The organism is Stenotrophomonas sp. YJH_SMC_69, assembly GCF_059370495.1.
The window spans coordinates 354,709-369,588 of sequence record NZ_JCAFTS010000005.1 but is presented as its reverse complement, the minus strand read 5'-3'; the positions used below and the strand labels follow the sequence as shown (position 1 = coordinate 369,588).

Annotated in this window: 14 protein-coding genes; 11 read left to right on the top strand and 3 right to left on the bottom strand. The window is 66.5% G+C overall.

What is annotated here, in order from left to right; all coding sequences use genetic code 11:
- Nucleotides 1-165: 165 nt before the first annotated feature.
- A complete protein-coding gene (htpG, locus tag AC5P8F_RS11770) occupies nt 166-2,055 on the bottom strand; it encodes a molecular chaperone HtpG (protein WP_046429950.1) in 1,890 nt (629 codons plus the stop codon).
- Nucleotides 2,056-2,779: 724 nt separating this feature from the next.
- On the opposite strand from htpG, the gene rsmD reads away from it, so the two are divergent.
- The 6 genes from rsmD (at nt 2,780) to AC5P8F_RS11740 (ending at nt 7,595) form a co-directional block, all read left to right on the top strand.
- Nucleotides 2,780-3,358 (top strand): 16S rRNA (guanine(966)-N(2))-methyltransferase RsmD, encoded by a 579-nt coding sequence (gene rsmD / locus AC5P8F_RS11765; protein ID WP_014646773.1) that lies wholly within the window; start codon nt 2,780-2,782, stop codon nt 3,356-3,358.
- Nucleotides 3,359-3,384: 26 nt separating this feature from the next.
- Nucleotides 3,385-3,894: a pantetheine-phosphate adenylyltransferase gene (gene coaD, locus AC5P8F_RS11760; RefSeq protein WP_014036814.1), complete on the top strand. Its 510-nt coding sequence runs from the start codon at nt 3,385-3,387 to the stop codon at nt 3,892-3,894.
- A gap of 60 nt (nt 3,895-3,954) precedes the next feature.
- Nucleotides 3,955-4,446: a hypothetical protein gene (locus tag AC5P8F_RS11755; RefSeq protein ID WP_005409092.1), complete on the top strand. Its 492-nt coding sequence runs from the start codon at nt 3,955-3,957 to the stop codon at nt 4,444-4,446.
- A gap of 132 nt (nt 4,447-4,578) precedes the next feature.
- Entirely contained in the window at nt 4,579-4,860 is a 282-nt protein-coding gene (locus AC5P8F_RS11750) for a YfhL family 4Fe-4S dicluster ferredoxin (RefSeq protein WP_004153175.1), read from the top strand.
- Nucleotides 4,857-6,587 carry a gamma-glutamyltransferase gene (gene ggt, locus AC5P8F_RS11745; protein WP_014646774.1) on the top strand — a complete coding sequence of 577 codons (1,731 nt, stop codon included), beginning with the start codon at nt 4,857-4,859 and terminating at the stop codon, nt 6,585-6,587. The genes AC5P8F_RS11750 and ggt overlap by 4 nt, the downstream gene beginning before the upstream one ends.
- A gap of 120 nt (nt 6,588-6,707) precedes the next feature.
- Nucleotides 6,708-7,595: an MBL fold metallo-hydrolase gene (locus AC5P8F_RS11740; protein WP_180835877.1), complete on the top strand. Its 888-nt coding sequence runs from the start codon at nt 6,708-6,710 to the stop codon at nt 7,593-7,595.
- Between the two features lie 85 nt (nt 7,596-7,680).
- On the opposite strand, the gene AC5P8F_RS11735 is transcribed toward AC5P8F_RS11740, so the two are convergent.
- Nucleotides 7,681-7,974, bottom strand: coding sequence for a PsiF family protein (locus AC5P8F_RS11735; RefSeq protein WP_046430010.1), 294 nt, complete (start codon nt 7,972-7,974; stop codon nt 7,681-7,683).
- Nucleotides 7,975-8,031: 57 nt separating this feature from the next.
- Here AC5P8F_RS11735 and AC5P8F_RS11730 point away from each other — a divergent pair, with 57 nt between their 5' ends.
- Both AC5P8F_RS11730 and AC5P8F_RS11725 read left to right on the top strand, forming a co-directional pair.
- The gene (locus tag AC5P8F_RS11730) at nt 8,032-8,457 is read left to right on the top strand and encodes an ArsR/SmtB family transcription factor (RefSeq protein ID WP_229767398.1); all 426 of its coding nucleotides are present in this window, start codon (nt 8,032-8,034) and stop codon (nt 8,455-8,457) included.
- Nucleotides 8,438-8,917: an SRPBCC family protein gene (locus AC5P8F_RS11725; RefSeq protein ID WP_014646778.1), complete on the top strand. Its 480-nt coding sequence runs from the start codon at nt 8,438-8,440 to the stop codon at nt 8,915-8,917. Before AC5P8F_RS11730 ends, AC5P8F_RS11725 begins: the two co-directional genes overlap by 20 nt.
- A gap of 114 nt (nt 8,918-9,031) precedes the next feature.
- On the opposite strand, the gene upp is transcribed toward AC5P8F_RS11725, so the two are convergent.
- Complete coding sequence (upp, locus tag AC5P8F_RS11720) at nt 9,032-9,664, bottom strand: uracil phosphoribosyltransferase (protein ID WP_005409099.1); 633 nt, start codon at nt 9,662-9,664, stop codon at nt 9,032-9,034.
- A gap of 217 nt (nt 9,665-9,881) precedes the next feature.
- On the opposite strand from upp, the gene AC5P8F_RS11715 reads away from it, so the two are divergent.
- From AC5P8F_RS11715 to AC5P8F_RS11705, 3 genes are read left to right on the top strand one after another with little or no spacing between them, the layout of a single operon-like run.
- Nucleotides 9,882-12,395, top strand: coding sequence for a TonB-dependent receptor (locus AC5P8F_RS11715; RefSeq protein ID WP_495228231.1), 2,514 nt, complete (start codon nt 9,882-9,884; stop codon nt 12,393-12,395).
- Complete coding sequence (locus tag AC5P8F_RS11710; RefSeq protein WP_049439193.1) at nt 12,395-13,510, top strand: NHL repeat-containing protein; 1,116 nt, start codon at nt 12,395-12,397, stop codon at nt 13,508-13,510. Before AC5P8F_RS11715 ends, AC5P8F_RS11710 begins: the two co-directional genes overlap by 1 nt.
- Nucleotides 13,507-14,874 carry a purple acid phosphatase family protein gene (locus tag AC5P8F_RS11705; RefSeq protein WP_014646781.1) on the top strand — a complete coding sequence of 456 codons (1,368 nt, stop codon included), beginning with the start codon at nt 13,507-13,509 and terminating at the stop codon, nt 14,872-14,874. The genes AC5P8F_RS11710 and AC5P8F_RS11705 overlap by 4 nt, the downstream gene beginning before the upstream one ends.
- Nucleotides 14,875-14,880 lie beyond the last annotated feature (6 nt).

Sequence of the window (14,880 nt, the reverse complement as noted above, 5' to 3'; positions counted from 1 at the left end):
GGCACTCTCCACCCGCGCCGGTAGGTGCCAACCTTGGCTGGCACGCTCGATCCGCCCCGGTAGGTGCCAACCTTGGTTGGCACGCTTTTGGGGCGCCAACCAAGGTCGGCCTCTACCAGAGCACCGCCGGGTAAGCCGGGCCATGCCCGGCGACCACCCTGTCGATCAGGCCGACAGCTCCAGCAGCAGCTTGTTCAGCCTCGCCACGTAGGCACCCGGGTCCTTCAGGCTGTCACCGGCGGCCAGCGCGGCCTGGTCGAACAGCACCCGGCCGAGGTCGTCGAAACGCGCGCCATCGGCTTCGGCATCCAGCTTGGCAATCAGTGGGTGGCCCGGGTTGATTTCCAGCACCGGCTTGCTGTCCGGCACCTTCTGCCCGCTGGCTTCCAGGATCTGGCGCATCTGCAGGCCCAGGTCCTGTTCGCCGATGGCCAGTACCGCCGGCGAATCGGTCAGGCGGTGTGACACGCGCACTTCGGCCACGTCATCGCCCAGCACGGTCTTCAGGCGCTCGACCAGGCCCTGCTTGTCCTTCGCCGCGGCTTCCTGTTCCTGCTTGTCCGCTTCGGTTTCCAGCGCGCCCAGGTCGAGATCGCCACGAGCGATGTCGACGAAGCCCTTGCCGTCGAAATCGGTCAGGTAGCCCATCAGCCACTCGTCGATGCGGTCGGTCAGCAGCAGCACTTCCACGCCCTTCTTGCGGAACACTTCCAGGTGGGGGCTGTTGCGCACCTGGCTGTAGCTCTCGCCGGTCAGGTAGTAGATCTTGTCCTGGCCTTCGGTCATGCGGCCGAGGTAATCGGCCAGCGACACCGTCTGCGCATCGCTGTCGCCGCGGGTGGAGGCGAAGCGCAGCAGCCCGGCCACCTTCTCGCGGTTGTTGTAGTCCTCGGCCGGGCCTTCCTTCAGCACTTGGCCGAATTCCTTCCAGAACGTGGCGTATTGCTCCGGCTTGTCGGCGGCCAGCTTGTCCAGCATGTCCAGCGAGCGTTTGGTCAGCGCCGCCTTCATCGAATCGATGACCGGGCCGGACTGCAGGATCTCGCGCGAGACGTTCAGCGACAGGTCGTTGGAGTCGACCACGCCCTTGATGAAGCGCAGGTACAGCGGCAGGAACTGCTCGGCCTGGTCCATCACGAACACGCGCTGCACATAGAGCTTCAGGCCCTTGGGCGCATCGCGGTGGTACAGGTCGAACGGCGCGCGGCCGGGCACGTAAAGCAGCGAGGTGTACTCCAGCTTGCCTTCGACCTTGTTGTGGCTCCACGCCAGCGGATCGCTGTGGTCGTGCGCCACGTGCTTGTAGAACTCGGTGTACTCGGCGTCGCCGATCTCGGTGCGCGGACGGGTCCACAGCGCGCTGGCGCGGTTGACGGTCTCCCACTCGACGGTGGCGCCTTCCTCGCCTTCCTTCGGCATCTGGATCGGCAGGCCGATGTGGTCCGAATACTTCTTGAGGATGCTGCGCAGGCGCCAGCCGTCGGCGAAATCATGCTCGCCATCCTTCAGATGCAGGACGATGCGGGTGCCGCGCTCGGCCTTGTCGACAGTGGCGACGTTGAAATCGCCTTCGCCGCGCGAGGTCCAGCGCACGCCTTCACCTGCGGCCAGGCCGGCGCGGCGCGAGGTCACTTCGACCTCGTCGGCAACGATGAAGGCGCTGTAGAAGCCGACGCCGAACTGGCCGATCAGCTGCGAATCCTTCTTCTGGTCGCCGGACAGCTGGCGCAGGAAATCGCCGGTGCCGGACTTGGCGATCGTGCCGAGATGGGCAATCGCCTCGGCGCGACTCATGCCGATGCCGTTGTCTTCGATGGTGATGGTGTGGGCGGCGGGGTCGAAGCTGACGCGCACGCGCAGTTCGCTGTCGCCTTCCAGCAGGGCCGGCTGGGTCAGGGCCTCGAAGCGCAGCTTGTCGGCGGCGTCGGCGGCGTTGGAGACCAGCTCGCGCAGGAAGATCTCCTTGTTCGAGTACAGCGAGTGGATCATCAGCTGCAGCAGCTGCTTGACTTCGGTCTGGAAGCCAAGGGTTTCGGTCTGGGTGGTCTCGGTCATCGATAGGGCTCCATGTGCAATGCCGCGCCAGCGCGTGCGGCCTCGCCAAGGGGTATGGCTGATTGTCCCGAAATCAAGGGGTTGGTCGGCCGGGCGGCGCCCGGCACCTGCAGAGGCCGAAGCAACAGCAACAGCAACAGCAACAGCGGGCTATCTGTGGGATGGCGGGGCGGTGTGGGTTGGGTTGGCAGGACACGCCGTAAACCCCCCTCCGGCGGCCGGCCCAGCCGCTGGCGGCTGTGCGTTCGGGCGCTTGCGAAGCAGTGCTTCGCAAGCAAAGCGCCCTCACCCATGGGGGCTCGATGGCGCCATCCATGGCGCCAACGGTCCTGCCACCCCACACCGCCCCGCCTCTGACAGGTTCACTCGGCTGTTGGTGGGTGTCGACCTTGGTCGACACATCTGTCAGACATCGAAATAAATCTGGGGTCAGATCCGTTTTCTGCAGGAAAACGGATCTGACCCCAAGAGCCGTTCCGACAGATCGCAGGAAACTGTCGAAGGCGGGGTGGGTCCGGTTGAGGGGGCGTGAGCCGCATGGATGCGGCGACCGAGCTTACATGGACGTACTTGCAGCGTCCCCCTCAACCGGACCCACCCCGCCATCCCACGGGGATGCCCGCTGTTGCTGTTGCTTCGGCTTCTGCGGGTGCCGGGCGCCGCCCGGCCGAACTACAATCCCGCTCATGCTGAATTTCTCGAATTCCTCCCGCCGGGGGCGCCGATGAGCGGCCGCGGTGGCAATGACGGCCAGGTCCGCATCATCGGCGGGCGCTGGCGCAATACCCGGCTGCCGGTGCCGACCCTGCCGGGCCTTCGCCCCAGCAGCGACCGCGTGCGCGAGACCCTGTTCAACTGGCTGATGCCCAAGCTCGGCGGGGCCCGCGTGCTGGACCTGTTCGCTGGCAGTGGCGCGCTGGGCCTGGAGGCGGTCTCGCGTGGCGCTGCCCACGCCACCCTGGTCGAGCGCGATGCGCAGCTGGGACGCAACCTGACCGCCGCCGTCGCCAGGCTGCAGGCCAGCGACCAGATCACCGTCGTGCAGGCCGATGCCCTGCGCTGGCTGCAAGGGGCGCAGGCGCAGCAGGCCGACCTGGTCTTCATCGACCCGCCGTTTGCCGATGGCCTGTGGCAGGACGTGCTGGCCCAGCTGCCGCGGCACCTGGCCGCCGACGCCTGGCTGTACCTGGAATCGCCGGCCGGCCACGTGCCGGTGCTGCCGCCGGACTGGCTGCTGCACCGCGAGGGTGGCACCCGCGAGGTGCGCTTTGCCCTGTACCGCCGTGCCACTGCTACACTTTGACCTCATCTGAACATCTGCATCCGCCCATGACCGTGGCCAATCGCCGCATTGCCGTCTACCCCGGCACGTTCGACCCCATCACCAACGGTCATATCGACCTTGTGAGCCGGGCCGCGCCGCTGTTCGAAAAGGTCGTGGTCGGCGTGGCGCAGAGCCCGTCCAAGGGCCCGGCGCTGCCGCTGGAGCAGCGCGTGCAGCTGGCGCGTGGCGCGCTGGCCCACCACGGCAACGTCGAGGTCATCGGCTTCGATACCCTGCTGGCCCATTTCGTACGTTCGGTGCAGGGCGGGGTGCTGCTGCGCGGCCTGCGCGCGGTGTCCGACTTCGAGTACGAATTCCAGATGGCCAGCATGAACCGCCACCTGATCCCCGAGGTCGAGACCCTGTTCCTGACCCCGGCCGAGCAGCACAGCTTCATTTCGTCCTCGCTGGTCCGCGAGATCGCGCGCCTGGGCGGCGACGTGTCCGGTTTCGTGCCGGCCGCGGTGCTCGAAGCCCTGCGCAAGGTCCGCGAAGCGAAGTCGGCACAGTCGTAAGCCCCGCTGTACCCGCACCCCATTACGTACACCACCACGCACCATTCCGGGAGGAAACCCATGAACACCACCATGCGCGCGATGCTGATCGCTTCGTTGGCTCTGGCATTCACCGCCTGCAAGAAGGAAGAGGCCGCTCCGGTCGACGAGGCCAAGCAGGCCCTGGTCGCCCCGGCCAAGGACGACGATGCAGGCTGGAAGAAGTACCTGCAGGAAGTGGCGATCCAGAACATGGGCAACATCACCAACAGCCCGTTCCTGTACTACCTCTCGCCGGAATCGGACCCGGACTTCCAGGCCAAGTACGAGCGCCAGACCGAAAGCGCGACCCAGGCCGTGGCCCGTGGCGTGCAGCCGGGCAACATGCTGGCCTTCGGTTCGTCGGCCTCGGGCAAGATGGCGGACATGATCCAGGCCGTGTTCAAGGACGTGTCGCCGGATTCGATGAAGGGCGTGCGCGTCGTCTTCATCGGCCAGTCGGCCGACAACGCCCGCGTGCAGGCTGCGATCCAGCCGACCGGTGCCGAGTACATTTTCGTCGAAGCCAAGTAATACCGAGCCATGGCGGCCATGCTCCGGCATGGCCCGGGCGGCATCCTGCAAGGGCGCCGCTGATGACCTGACCGGCCCGCGCGCCCGCGCTGGCCGGTCCTTTGTCCCAGGGCGCGGGCGAGGAGTATCGCCGTGTCGCTGAAAATCAACGAGCTCTGCGTCAACTGCGACGTATGCGAGCCGGCCTGCCCCAACCAGGCCATTGCGATGGGTGAAACCATCTACGTGATCGACCCTGCGCGCTGCACCGAATGCGTGGGTCATTTCGACGAGCCACAGTGCGTGGTCGTCTGCCCGGTCGAGTGCATCGACCCGGACCCGGAGATCGTGGAAACGGAAGACCAGCTGCTGGCCAAGCTGCGCCAGCTGCAGCACGATCACCCCGAACTCTACGCGGAGCCCCCATCCGAATGAAGACGCTGATCGTCCGCCCCCTGTTGCTGCTCGGCCTGCTGCTGAGCCCCATGGCCTGGGCTGACAGCCCGGCCCGTGCCGATCGCCCTGATGGCGCGGCCATTGCCAGCGGCCACGCACTGGCCACCCAGGCCGGCATCGACATCCTGGCGCAGGGCGGCAACGCCTTCGACGCTGCAGTGGCGGTGTCGTCCACGCTGGCGGTGGTCGAGCCGATCAGTTCCGGGTTGGGCGGCGGCGGCTTCTTCCTGCTGCACGACGCGGCCACCGGCAAGGATGTGATGCTGGATGCGCGCGAGACCGCCCCGGCTGCGGCGACCCCGCAGGCCTTCCTCGACAAGCAGGGCAACCTGGACCGTGATCGTTCGGTCAACGGTGCCTGGTCGGCGGGTATTCCCGGCCTGCCCGCAGCGCTGGTCGAGCTGTCGGCCAAGCACGGCAAGCTGCCGTTGTCGGCCTCGCTGCAGCCGGCGATCCGCATCGCACGCGAAGGTTTCCCGGTGTACGACCGCATGGCCAAGGGCTACGCGTCGCGGCGTGAAGTGATGGAGCGCTATCCCGGCACGCGCGAGGTCTACCTGCGCAATGGCAAGCCGATCGCCAGCGGCGACCTGTTCAAGCAGCCGGAACTGGCGCAGACGCTGGAGCGCCTGGCCGCGGGTGGCTTTGATGGCTTCTACAAGGGCCAGACCGGAAAGCTGTTGCTGGCGGGCGTGAAGCAGGCTGGCGGCAAGTGGACCGCTGAAGAACTGGCCGGTTACCGCGTCAAGCAGCGCGAGCCGATCGTGTTCAACTACAACGGCTGGAAGATCACCACCGCGCCGCCGCCGTCGTCCGGTGGCATCGCGCTGGCGAGCATGCTGCAGATCCTGGAAGGCTGGGACATCAGGAAGATGGACCCGGCCCACCGCACCCACCTGGTGGTGGAGTCGATGCGCCGCGCCTACCGCGACCGCACCTTCTTCCTCGGCGATCCGGACTTCGTGCAGATCCCGCAGAAAGTGCTGACCAGCAAGGATTACGCGCAGGGCCTGCGGGCGACCATCCATCCGGAGAAGGCCACGCCCAGCGACCTGCTGTCGGGCAATCCGACGCCGCTGGAAGACGACGAGACCACGCACTTCTCGATCATCGACCGCGACGGCAACCGCGTCGGCGCCACCCAGACCGTCAACCTGCTGTATGGCTCGGGGCTGATTCCCAAGGGCACCGGCGTGCTGCTGAACAACGAGATGGACGACTTCGCGCTGAAGCCGGGCACGCCCAATGCGTTCGGCGTGATGGGCTATGAGGCCAATGCGCCGAAGGCCGGCAAGCGCATGCTCAGCTCGATGACGCCGACCTTCATGGAGAACGCCGACAAGGTCGTGGTGCTGGGCACCCCGGGTGGCAGCCGCATCATCACCATGGTGCTGCTGGGCATCCTCGGCTACGACGACGGCCTGGATGCACAGCAGGTTGCCGCGCTGCCGCGCTACCACCACCAGTGGCTGCCGGACCTGATCGAAGCCGAGGACGATGCGTTCGACGCGGCGACGGTGAAGCAGTTGCAGGCGATGGGCCACAAGATCGACCTGCCGGGTGACGTCGCCGCAGGCGGCCGCGGTTCCAGTCACGTGTGGGGCAACCTGCAGACCGTGGAATGGGACCGCAAGGCGAACAAGCTGTTCGGCGGCAGCGACCCCCGCAACCCGGTGGGCAGCGCCCAGGTCGTGCCGGCACGCTGATCCGGTAGCGCCGGCTGCTGGCCGGCAATCCGGCAGATTACCGAAACCCCGCCTTTGCCGGCGGGGTTTTCTGTTTCCTTTCTAGCGATTATTTAACGGGCTGGCGCCGATAATCGACGCATGAAACTCTGGTCTATTCGTGGAAACTCGCAGCGCCTCGATGGCGGTGCGATGTTCGGCAACGCACCGCGTGCGTTGTGGGAAAAATGGGCGGCACCGGACGAGCTCAATCGCATCGAGCTGGCCTGCCGCGCACTGCTTGCCAGTCCGCTGGAAGGCAAGACCGTGCTGTTTGAAACCGGTATCGGGGCGTTCTTCGATCCGCGCATGCGCGAGCGCTACGGCGTGCAGGAAAGCCAGCACGTACTGATCGATTCGTTGCGCGAAGCCGGCTTCGAGCACGAGGATATCGATGTGGTGGTGCTCAGCCACCTGCATTTCGATCATGCTGGCGGCCTGCTGGCGGCATGGAGCGAAGGGCGTGAACCCGAGTTGCTGTTCCCCAACGCGACCTACGTGGTCGGTGCGCAGCATTGGCAGCGCGCCGTGCAGCCGCATCCGCGCGACCGTGCCAGCTTCATTCCGGAACTGCCGGGCCTGCTGCAGGCCAGTGGCCGGCTGGAAGTGGTGGACGGGGAGTACTCGAAGGCACTTGGCCGCAGCGTGCGCTTCAGCTACAGCGACGGGCATACGCCGGGACTGATGCTGGCCGAGATCGTCGGTCACGCGCATGCCGGCGAAAGGGCGCATGGTGGCGTGGTGTTCTGTGCCGACCTGATCCCGGGGCGCTCATGGGTACACGTGCCGATCACCATGGGCTACGACCGCAACGCCGAGCTGCTGATCGACGAGAAGCGGCAGTTCCTTGAAGACAAGCTGGCGCGCAACGTGCGGCTGTTCTTCACCCACGACCCGCAGGTGGCGCTGGCGCAGCTGGGCCGTGATGACAAGGGACGTTTCGTGACCCTGCACGAACAGGGCGAGCTGAAGGCGCGCGCCCTGGGGTAATGAAAAGGCCGGGCAATGCCCGGCCTTTCACTGACGGTGGCAGATCCACGCCATGCGTGGATGGCGTTCGATCCGGACGCGACGATTACGACGACTTCAGGCAGCTGCTCATGAAGGTCTTGCGCGCATCACCGGCCAGCTTCTTCGCGCCCGCGTCAGCGTTGCACTTGCGCATCCGTTCCTGCTGCGGATTGACCGCCTTGGTCTCGGCGGCGTGGCCGCTGAGGCAGGAGCTCTGCGCGGTCTTGTAGGCATCACCCTTCAAGCCCTTGTTCTTGGCCGAGCATTCGGCCATGCGCTGCTGCTGCGGGGTGGTGGCGTTGGCAGCCAGGGGCAGGCCGACCAGCAGGACGGCGGCCAGCAGGAAAGAGGCTTTCATCGGGAGCTCCAAGGGTGGCGGGTGCGCGGAGCATTCGCTTCGGGCCGGCAAGGCCACGTGAAGAATCACGCCAGTGCCGCGCCTGCTTGCGGCAACGTTCAGACCGGCGTATTACTTAGCCATATGGGTAAGTATTATCCTGCCATTGAAGATGTCTTCCAGGCACTGGCCGACCCGACCCGTTGCGCGATCGTAGCGGCGCTGGGGCAGGGGCCGCGCACGGTGTCGATGCTGGCCGAACCCTTCGAGATGGCCTTGCCCTCACTGATGAAACACCTGGCCGTGCTGGAGCGCAGCGGCGTGGTGCGCAGCCACAAGCAGGGGCGCACACGCACCTGCGAACTGGTGCCGGCGCGGCTGGGCCAGGCCGAACAATGGCTCGCAGAACAGCGTGCGGCTTGGGAAGCGCGTTCCGACCGCATGGTCGATTTCGTCGAAACCCTTCACCGACAGGAGCAGGCCCATGGCCGTAGACGCAGGTAACAACCCCGACACCGATCTGGTGATCTGCCGTGTGCTGAACGCACCGCGCGCCGCCTTGTGGCGGGCGTGGACCGACCCGGAACTGCTGCGCCAGTGGTGGTGCCCGAAGCCGTGGACCACCGAGGTGCGCGCATTCGACCTGCGCCCCGGCGGGGCCTTCCACACCTTCATGCAGGGTCCCGATGGCGGCAGCAGTGACAATCCGGGCAGTTTCCTGGAGATCGTGCCGCAGCAGCGCCTGGTGTTCACCTCGATGCTGGGTGCGGGCTGGCGACCGCAGTCACCCTGGCTGGGCTTTACCGCCGTGATCACGATGGAGGACGAGGGGCAGGGCTGCCGCTACACCGCGCGGGTGATGCACCCGGACAAGGCGCTGCGTGACCAGCATGAGCAGCTGGGCTTCTTCGACGGCTGGAACACCGCCATCGACCAGCTGGAAGCCTTCGCCGCCGGGCTGTAGGCCGGAATGCGGGGTGGTGGGGTCAGGGCCCTTTCTGCGAAAGGGGTCCGACCCCCGCGATGTTGGGGTCGGATCCCTTTCGCTGTGAAAGGGCTCTGACCCCGGTTCACCGGATCAACCGACGCGGGTACCGAAGATGCGGTCGCCGGCGTCGCCCAGGCCCGGCAGGATGTAGCCCTTGTCGTTGAGCTGGGCATCGATGGCTGCGGTGTAGATCTCCACGTCCGGGTGCACGGCCTTGACCGCTTCGATGCCTTCCGGCGCGGCCACCAGGAAGATGCCCTTGATGCGGCGGGCACCGGCACGCTTGAGCATGTCGATGGTGGCGATCAGGGTGCCGCCGGTGGCCAGCATCGGGTCCAGGATCAGCGCGTCGCGCTCTTCCAGGCGGCCGGTCAGGCGCTCGAAGTAGGGCACCGGCTGCAGGGTTTCCTCGTCGCGCTGCAGGCCGACCACGCTGACACGGGCCGCCGGGATCAGCGACAGCACGCCGCTGAGCATGCCCAGGCCGGCACGCAGGATCGGCACCACGGTGATCTTGGCGCCGGCAATACGCTGCACCGTCACCGGGCCGGCCCAGCCGGGCAGGGTGTGCGGCTCGGTGTCCAGGTCGGCGGTGGCCTCGTAGGCCAGCAGCGTACCCAGCTCGTTGGCCAGTTCGCGGAAATCCTTGGTGCTGAGCGCAGCGTTGCGCATCAGGCCGATCTTGTGCTGCACCAGCGGGTGGCGCACTTCGACGATCTTCATGGTCGGGAAGGGGGAAAAGGAGAGAGGAGGCCATTTTGCCGGATTGGCGTGTCGAACCCCAAACCGGGCCTGGATCTGATGTACATGAAATGTGCAGGCGCATGTCACGGCCATGCAACCTTGCGGACATACCGTGCAGACCCATTCTTAACAGGAATGGGGATTCCCAGTGCATATCAAGACTCCGTTGGCCGTTGCCATCACCCTGACCCTGGCGATGGGGGCCGCGGCACCGCTGCAGGCTGCCGGGCAACAGGCGGTAGCCGCTACCGGCACCGTGGCGGCCGACGCGGTCGACCTGGACCGTATCGAAGTGCGCGCCCAGCTCGAATCGCAGATCCGCGCGGTCGACCTCAAGCGCAGCAGCGACGCCATCGAGGACGCGGTGTCCTCCGATGCCCTGGGCCAGTATCCGGACAAGAACGTGGCCGAATCACTGCAGCGCCTGCCGGGCGTCAGCGTGACCCGCGACCAGGGCGAAGGCCGCTTCGTGGTCATTCGCGGCCTGGATGCCAATCTCAACAGCGTCAGCGTGGATGGCATCGCCATCGGTACGCCGGAAGATTCCAGCCGCGCCGCGCCGCTGGACGTGATCCCATCGGACTCCACCGAGCGCCTGCGCGTGGTCAAGTCGCCGACCCCGGACATGCCCGGTGATGCCATCGGCGGCGCCGTGCTGGTGGAATCGGCGTCGGCCTTCGACCGCGACGGCCGCAGCCTGCGCGGCAAGATCGAGGGCAGCCACCAGCAGCTGTCCGGCGAGACAAGCCCCAAGGCCGCCTTCAACTACAGCGAAGTGTTCAACGACACGTTCGGCGTGGCGCTGGGCGTGAACTACCAGAAGCGGAAGTTCGAGTCGGACAACACCGAAGTGGAATATGACGGCGAGGACGATGCCGCCCCCGGTGACGTGACCGCGATCAACCTGCAGCACCGCAAGTACGAGATCGAGCGCAAGCGCATCGGTGCCAACCTCAACCTCGACTGGCGCCCCAACGAAGACAGCAAGTACTACCTGCGCACGCTGTACAGCCAGTTCGACGATGCGGAGACCCGCCAGCGCGTGATCTTCAACTTCGACGACGCGAAGATGGTCAAGACCGGCACCGACCAGTACCGGCTCGATGGCATGCCGAAGGACTCGATCGACAAGCGCATGCGCTACCGCACCAAGAAGGAGAACACCTTTGCGGCCAGTCTTGGTGGCGAGAACAAGCTGACCAACGCCGTGGTCGATTACCGGATCGGCTACACCCGTACCGAAGAGCGCGTGAACGACGAGATGGAGGCGCGCTTCAAGCTCAACGGCAAGGCCTTCAATGGCACCCTGGACCAGAGCAGCCGCCTGCCCAGCTACAGCTTCGATAACCCGCAGTGGCTGGACAACGGCAACTACGCGTTCGACCGCGTCGTGCTTTCGCCCAAGCAGGTGAACGACAAGGAACACAGCGCGCAGGTCAACGTGCGCTTCGACGGCGACAGCAGCAGCATCAAGTTCGGCCTGCTCGGCCGCTGGCGCGACCGCGACGTGAATGTCGATGAGCGCGAACTGCGCGTCGGCCCGAAGGTGGTGCTGTCGAGCTGGACCACCTCTTCGCCGGAGCATCGCCACGGCAACATGGGGGATGGCATGGACTCGGCTGCGATGCGCGCGTTCTGGGCCGCCAATGGTGGCCAGTACAGCGCCCGCCCGCAGGATGTCGGCGGCAATGCGATGACGTCGCTGGAAGAGGATTACGTGGCCAGCGAGGACATCTTCGCCAGCTATGCCATGGGTACCTGGGATGTGGGCGCGCTGCGCATCATCGGCGGCGTGCGCGTGGAGAACACCCGCTTCAAGGCAGTCGGCAACCAGGTGGACGTGGCCGCCAACGGCCGCAGCTTCACCGTCACCCCGCGCGTGGCCAACAGCAGCTACACCAACGTGCTGCCGGGCCTGCATCTGCGCTATGACGCGGCCGATGACTGGGTGCTGCGCGCCTCGGCCAACAAGACCATATCGCGCCCGTCCTTCGGCGACGTCTCGCCGCGCGTGGGTTACAGCCGCGGTGACGAGGAAGTGCGCCTGGGCAACCCGGAACTGGATCCGTACGAGTCGAAGAACATCGACCTGTCGGTGGAGAAGTACATCGGCAGCAGCGGCATCGTTTCGCTGGGACTGTTCCACAAGTCGATCGATGGCTACATCGTGGAGACCGTGCGGACCAATGATCCGGCCTACGGTGGATTCGACGTGACCCAGCCGATCAATGGTCGCAAGGCCACCGTGCGTGGCGCGGAGTTCAACTGGCAGCAGCAGCTGGCCTTCCTGCCGGAGGGCCTGGATGGCCTGCTGGTCGGTGCCAGTGGCACCTGGCTGGACACCACGTTCGATGCCGGCATCAAGGGACGTGAGGGCGAGGACTTCACCCTGCCGCGCGCTTCCAAGCATGTATACAGCGCACACATCGGCTATGAAAAGTACGGTGTAAGCACGCGTCTGGCGGCCGTGTACCGCAGCGAGTATCTGGACAGCATCGGCAAGGGGCGTGCATTCGACATCTACGTGGCACCCAACACCCAGCTCGATTTCTCGCTGGACTACAAGTTCACCCCGCGCGTGAGCATGTACTTCGAAGCGCAGAACCTGCTGGACAAGCCGCTGGAGCTGTACCAGGGCACCCGCTCGCGCACCCTGCAGATGGAAGAGTACGGCCGCACCTATGCGCTGGGCCTGAAGGTGGCGCTGTGATGGGGCGTGGCGTCACTGTCCTGGCCGCCGCGCTGGCGGCTACGCTGGTCGCCGGCTGCACGCCGGCCACCGGCAACGATCCGGTTGCGGGAGCGGCCGCGCCGGCCGCCAGTGGCGAGCGCGTGGTGAGCACCATCGCCGAAGCGTTCCTGTCACCGATGACCCCGGCCGACAACATCGACTCGCCGGCGGCCTGGCGCGCGCCGGACGGCGCGCTGTGGCTGATCGCCACCGCCAAGGCCACCGACAAGCTGGTGGTCTACGACGGCAGCACCGGCCAGCACCTGCGTGACGTCGGCAGCAGCGGCACCGCACCGGGGCAGTTCGACCGCCCAAACGGCATCGCGGTGACCGACGACCTGCTGTGGATCGTCGAGCGCGACAATCACCGCGTGCAGGTGCTGAGCCTGCCGGACTTCGCGCCGCTGGCGACCTTCGCTGCGGACGACCTGCGCAAGCCGTACGGTCTGTGGGTCGACCGCCGTGCCGATGGCTACAGCGTCTACGTCACCGATTCCTGGGACAACGGCGAGGATGCGCAGGGGCGTGACATCCTGCCGCCGCTGGCCGAGCTGGACAAGCGCGTGCGCCAGTACCATGTGACCCGCGACGGCGCGAAGGTCGAGGCGAAGCTGGTGGCCAGCATCGGCGATACCACCGAGGCCGGTGCACTGCGCGTGGTCGAGTCGATCTGGGGCGACCCCGAGAACGACCGGCTGCTGATTGCCGAAGAGGACGAGCGCTACGCCAGCGAGTTCAAGGTCTACACCCTGGCGGGCCGCTTCACTGGCACCACCTTTGGCCGCGACGTGTTCAAGGCCCAGGCCGAAGGCGTGACCCTGCGCACCTGCGGCAAGGACGGCTGGTGGATCACCACCGAACAGGGCAAGCAGCGCAGCGTGTTCCACCTGTTCGACCGGCACACGCTGAAGCCGGTCGGCGCGTTCCAGGGCAATACCGTGGCCAACACCGATGGCATCTGGATGATGCAGCAGCCCAGCGCGCGCTTCCCACACGGTGCGCTGTATGCAGTACATGACGACCAGGGCGTGGTGGCCTTCGACTGGGAGAGCATCGCCAAGCAGCTGGCGTTGCCGCTGGAGTGTGGCGCATGAGCGGGCAGTGCGTAATGCGCGCGCTAGCGCTGGGCCTGCTGCTGGCGCTGCCGTCGCTGTCGTTCGCGGCGGCCGAACCGAATACCCAGGTGCCGGCAGGTAGCCGCCACTACGCGGCGACGACGGTGCCGGACCGCATCGTCGCCTCGCCGGCGGTTGATTCCAGTCATGGGTTCGCCGTGGCCTGGCGTACCGACGACAGCGTGCAGGCGCCGCTGCTGGAAATCGCGCTGGCCGCAGATTCGCCGGCCATTGAAGGCATCCGCCAGGTGCGTGCGACGACCCGCGCGCTGCAGACCGAGAACGGTCTGTCGCACCACCATCGGGCAGATATCGATGGCCTGCAGCCGGATACCCAGTACGTCTACCGTGTGCAGGGCAATGGCAGCTGGAGCGCCTGGAACCAGCTGCGCACGCTGGCCAGCGCCGATCAGCCGCTGACCCTGCTGTACTTCGGCGATACCCAGAACAAGAACGTCAGCCATGTCAGCCGCGTGGTGCGTGCCGCGCAGAAGGCTGCGCCGCAGGCGCGCATGAGTCTGTTTGCCGGTGACCTGGTCAGCGGAGGCGACAACATGGATGACAGCGAGTGGGGTGAGTGGTTCGCTGCGACCAGTTGGCTGGCGCAGGAAACGCTGGTGGCGCCGGCCATCGGCAACCACGAGTACTTCGAGGAATTCGAGGACACCCCGCAGGAGCGCCGCGTGCTGGGCCGCCACTGGCCGGTGACGTTCGCGCTGCCGGGCAATGGTGCCACCGCCGCGCAGCAGACCAGCTACTGGTTCGATGCGCAGGGCGTGCGCGTGGCCGTGGTCGATGGCACATCGGCACTCGACCTCGGCACCGCCAAGGCGCAGGCACAGTGGCTGGACAAGGTGCTGACCGGCAATCGGCAGGCGTGGACCATCGTGCTGCTGCACCAGCCGTTCTACTCGCCGCGCGAAGGGCGCGAGAACGCCGCGTTGCGTGACGTGCTGCTGCCGGTGGTACGCCGCCACAACGTCGATCTGGTGCTGCAGGGCCATGACCACACCTATGGCCGCCGTGGCGAAGGGCAGGCCGCGACGCCGCAGTATGTGGTGACCGTGGCCGGACCGAAGCAGTACCGCCTTTCCGACGAAGCGCGCAGGACGATGGACCCGGTGGCCGAGGACACCCAGCTGTTCCAGGTGCTGAACATCGACCCGCAGCACCTGCGCTATGAAGCACGCACCGTGACCGGCCGTCTTTACGATGCCTTCGAATTGCGTCGTGATGCCAAGGGTGGAAAGCAGCGCACGGAGCTGACCGAAGGCCGCATTGCTCCGCGCGACTGCCCGCGCGCGCAGACCGCCAAGGGTCGCGCCGACCGCTGCTGGGAATGAGGAGAC

Coding starts and splice junctions, on each gene's coding strand:
- ggt (WP_014646774.1), top strand. CDS start 4,857: ATGAAGACGCTGATCGTCCGCCCCCTGTTGCTGCTCGGCCTGCTGCTG.
- coaD (WP_014036814.1), top strand. CDS start 3,385: ATGACCGTGGCCAATCGCCGCATTGCCGTCTACCCCGGCACGTTCGAC.
- rsmD (WP_014646773.1), top strand. CDS start 2,780: ATGAGCGGCCGCGGTGGCAATGACGGCCAGGTCCGCATCATCGGCGGG.
- AC5P8F_RS11705 (WP_014646781.1), top strand. CDS start 13,507: ATGAGCGGGCAGTGCGTAATGCGCGCGCTAGCGCTGGGCCTGCTGCTG.
- AC5P8F_RS11715 (WP_495228231.1), top strand. CDS start 9,882: ATGGGGGCCGCGGCACCGCTGCAGGCTGCCGGGCAACAGGCGGTAGCC.
- htpG (WP_046429950.1), bottom strand. CDS start 2,055: ATGACCGAGACCACCCAGACCGAAACCCTTGGCTTCCAGACCGAAGTC.
- upp (WP_005409099.1), bottom strand. CDS start 9,664: ATGAAGATCGTCGAAGTGCGCCACCCGCTGGTGCAGCACAAGATCGGC.
- AC5P8F_RS11710 (WP_049439193.1), top strand. CDS start 12,395: ATGGGGCGTGGCGTCACTGTCCTGGCCGCCGCGCTGGCGGCTACGCTG.
- AC5P8F_RS11735 (WP_046430010.1), bottom strand. CDS start 7,974: ATGAAAGCCTCTTTCCTGCTGGCCGCCGTCCTGCTGGTCGGCCTGCCC.
- AC5P8F_RS11740 (WP_180835877.1), top strand. CDS start 6,708: ATGAAACTCTGGTCTATTCGTGGAAACTCGCAGCGCCTCGATGGCGGT.
- AC5P8F_RS11755 (WP_005409092.1), top strand. CDS start 3,955: ATGAACACCACCATGCGCGCGATGCTGATCGCTTCGTTGGCTCTGGCA.
- AC5P8F_RS11725 (WP_014646778.1), top strand. CDS start 8,438: ATGGCCGTAGACGCAGGTAACAACCCCGACACCGATCTGGTGATCTGC.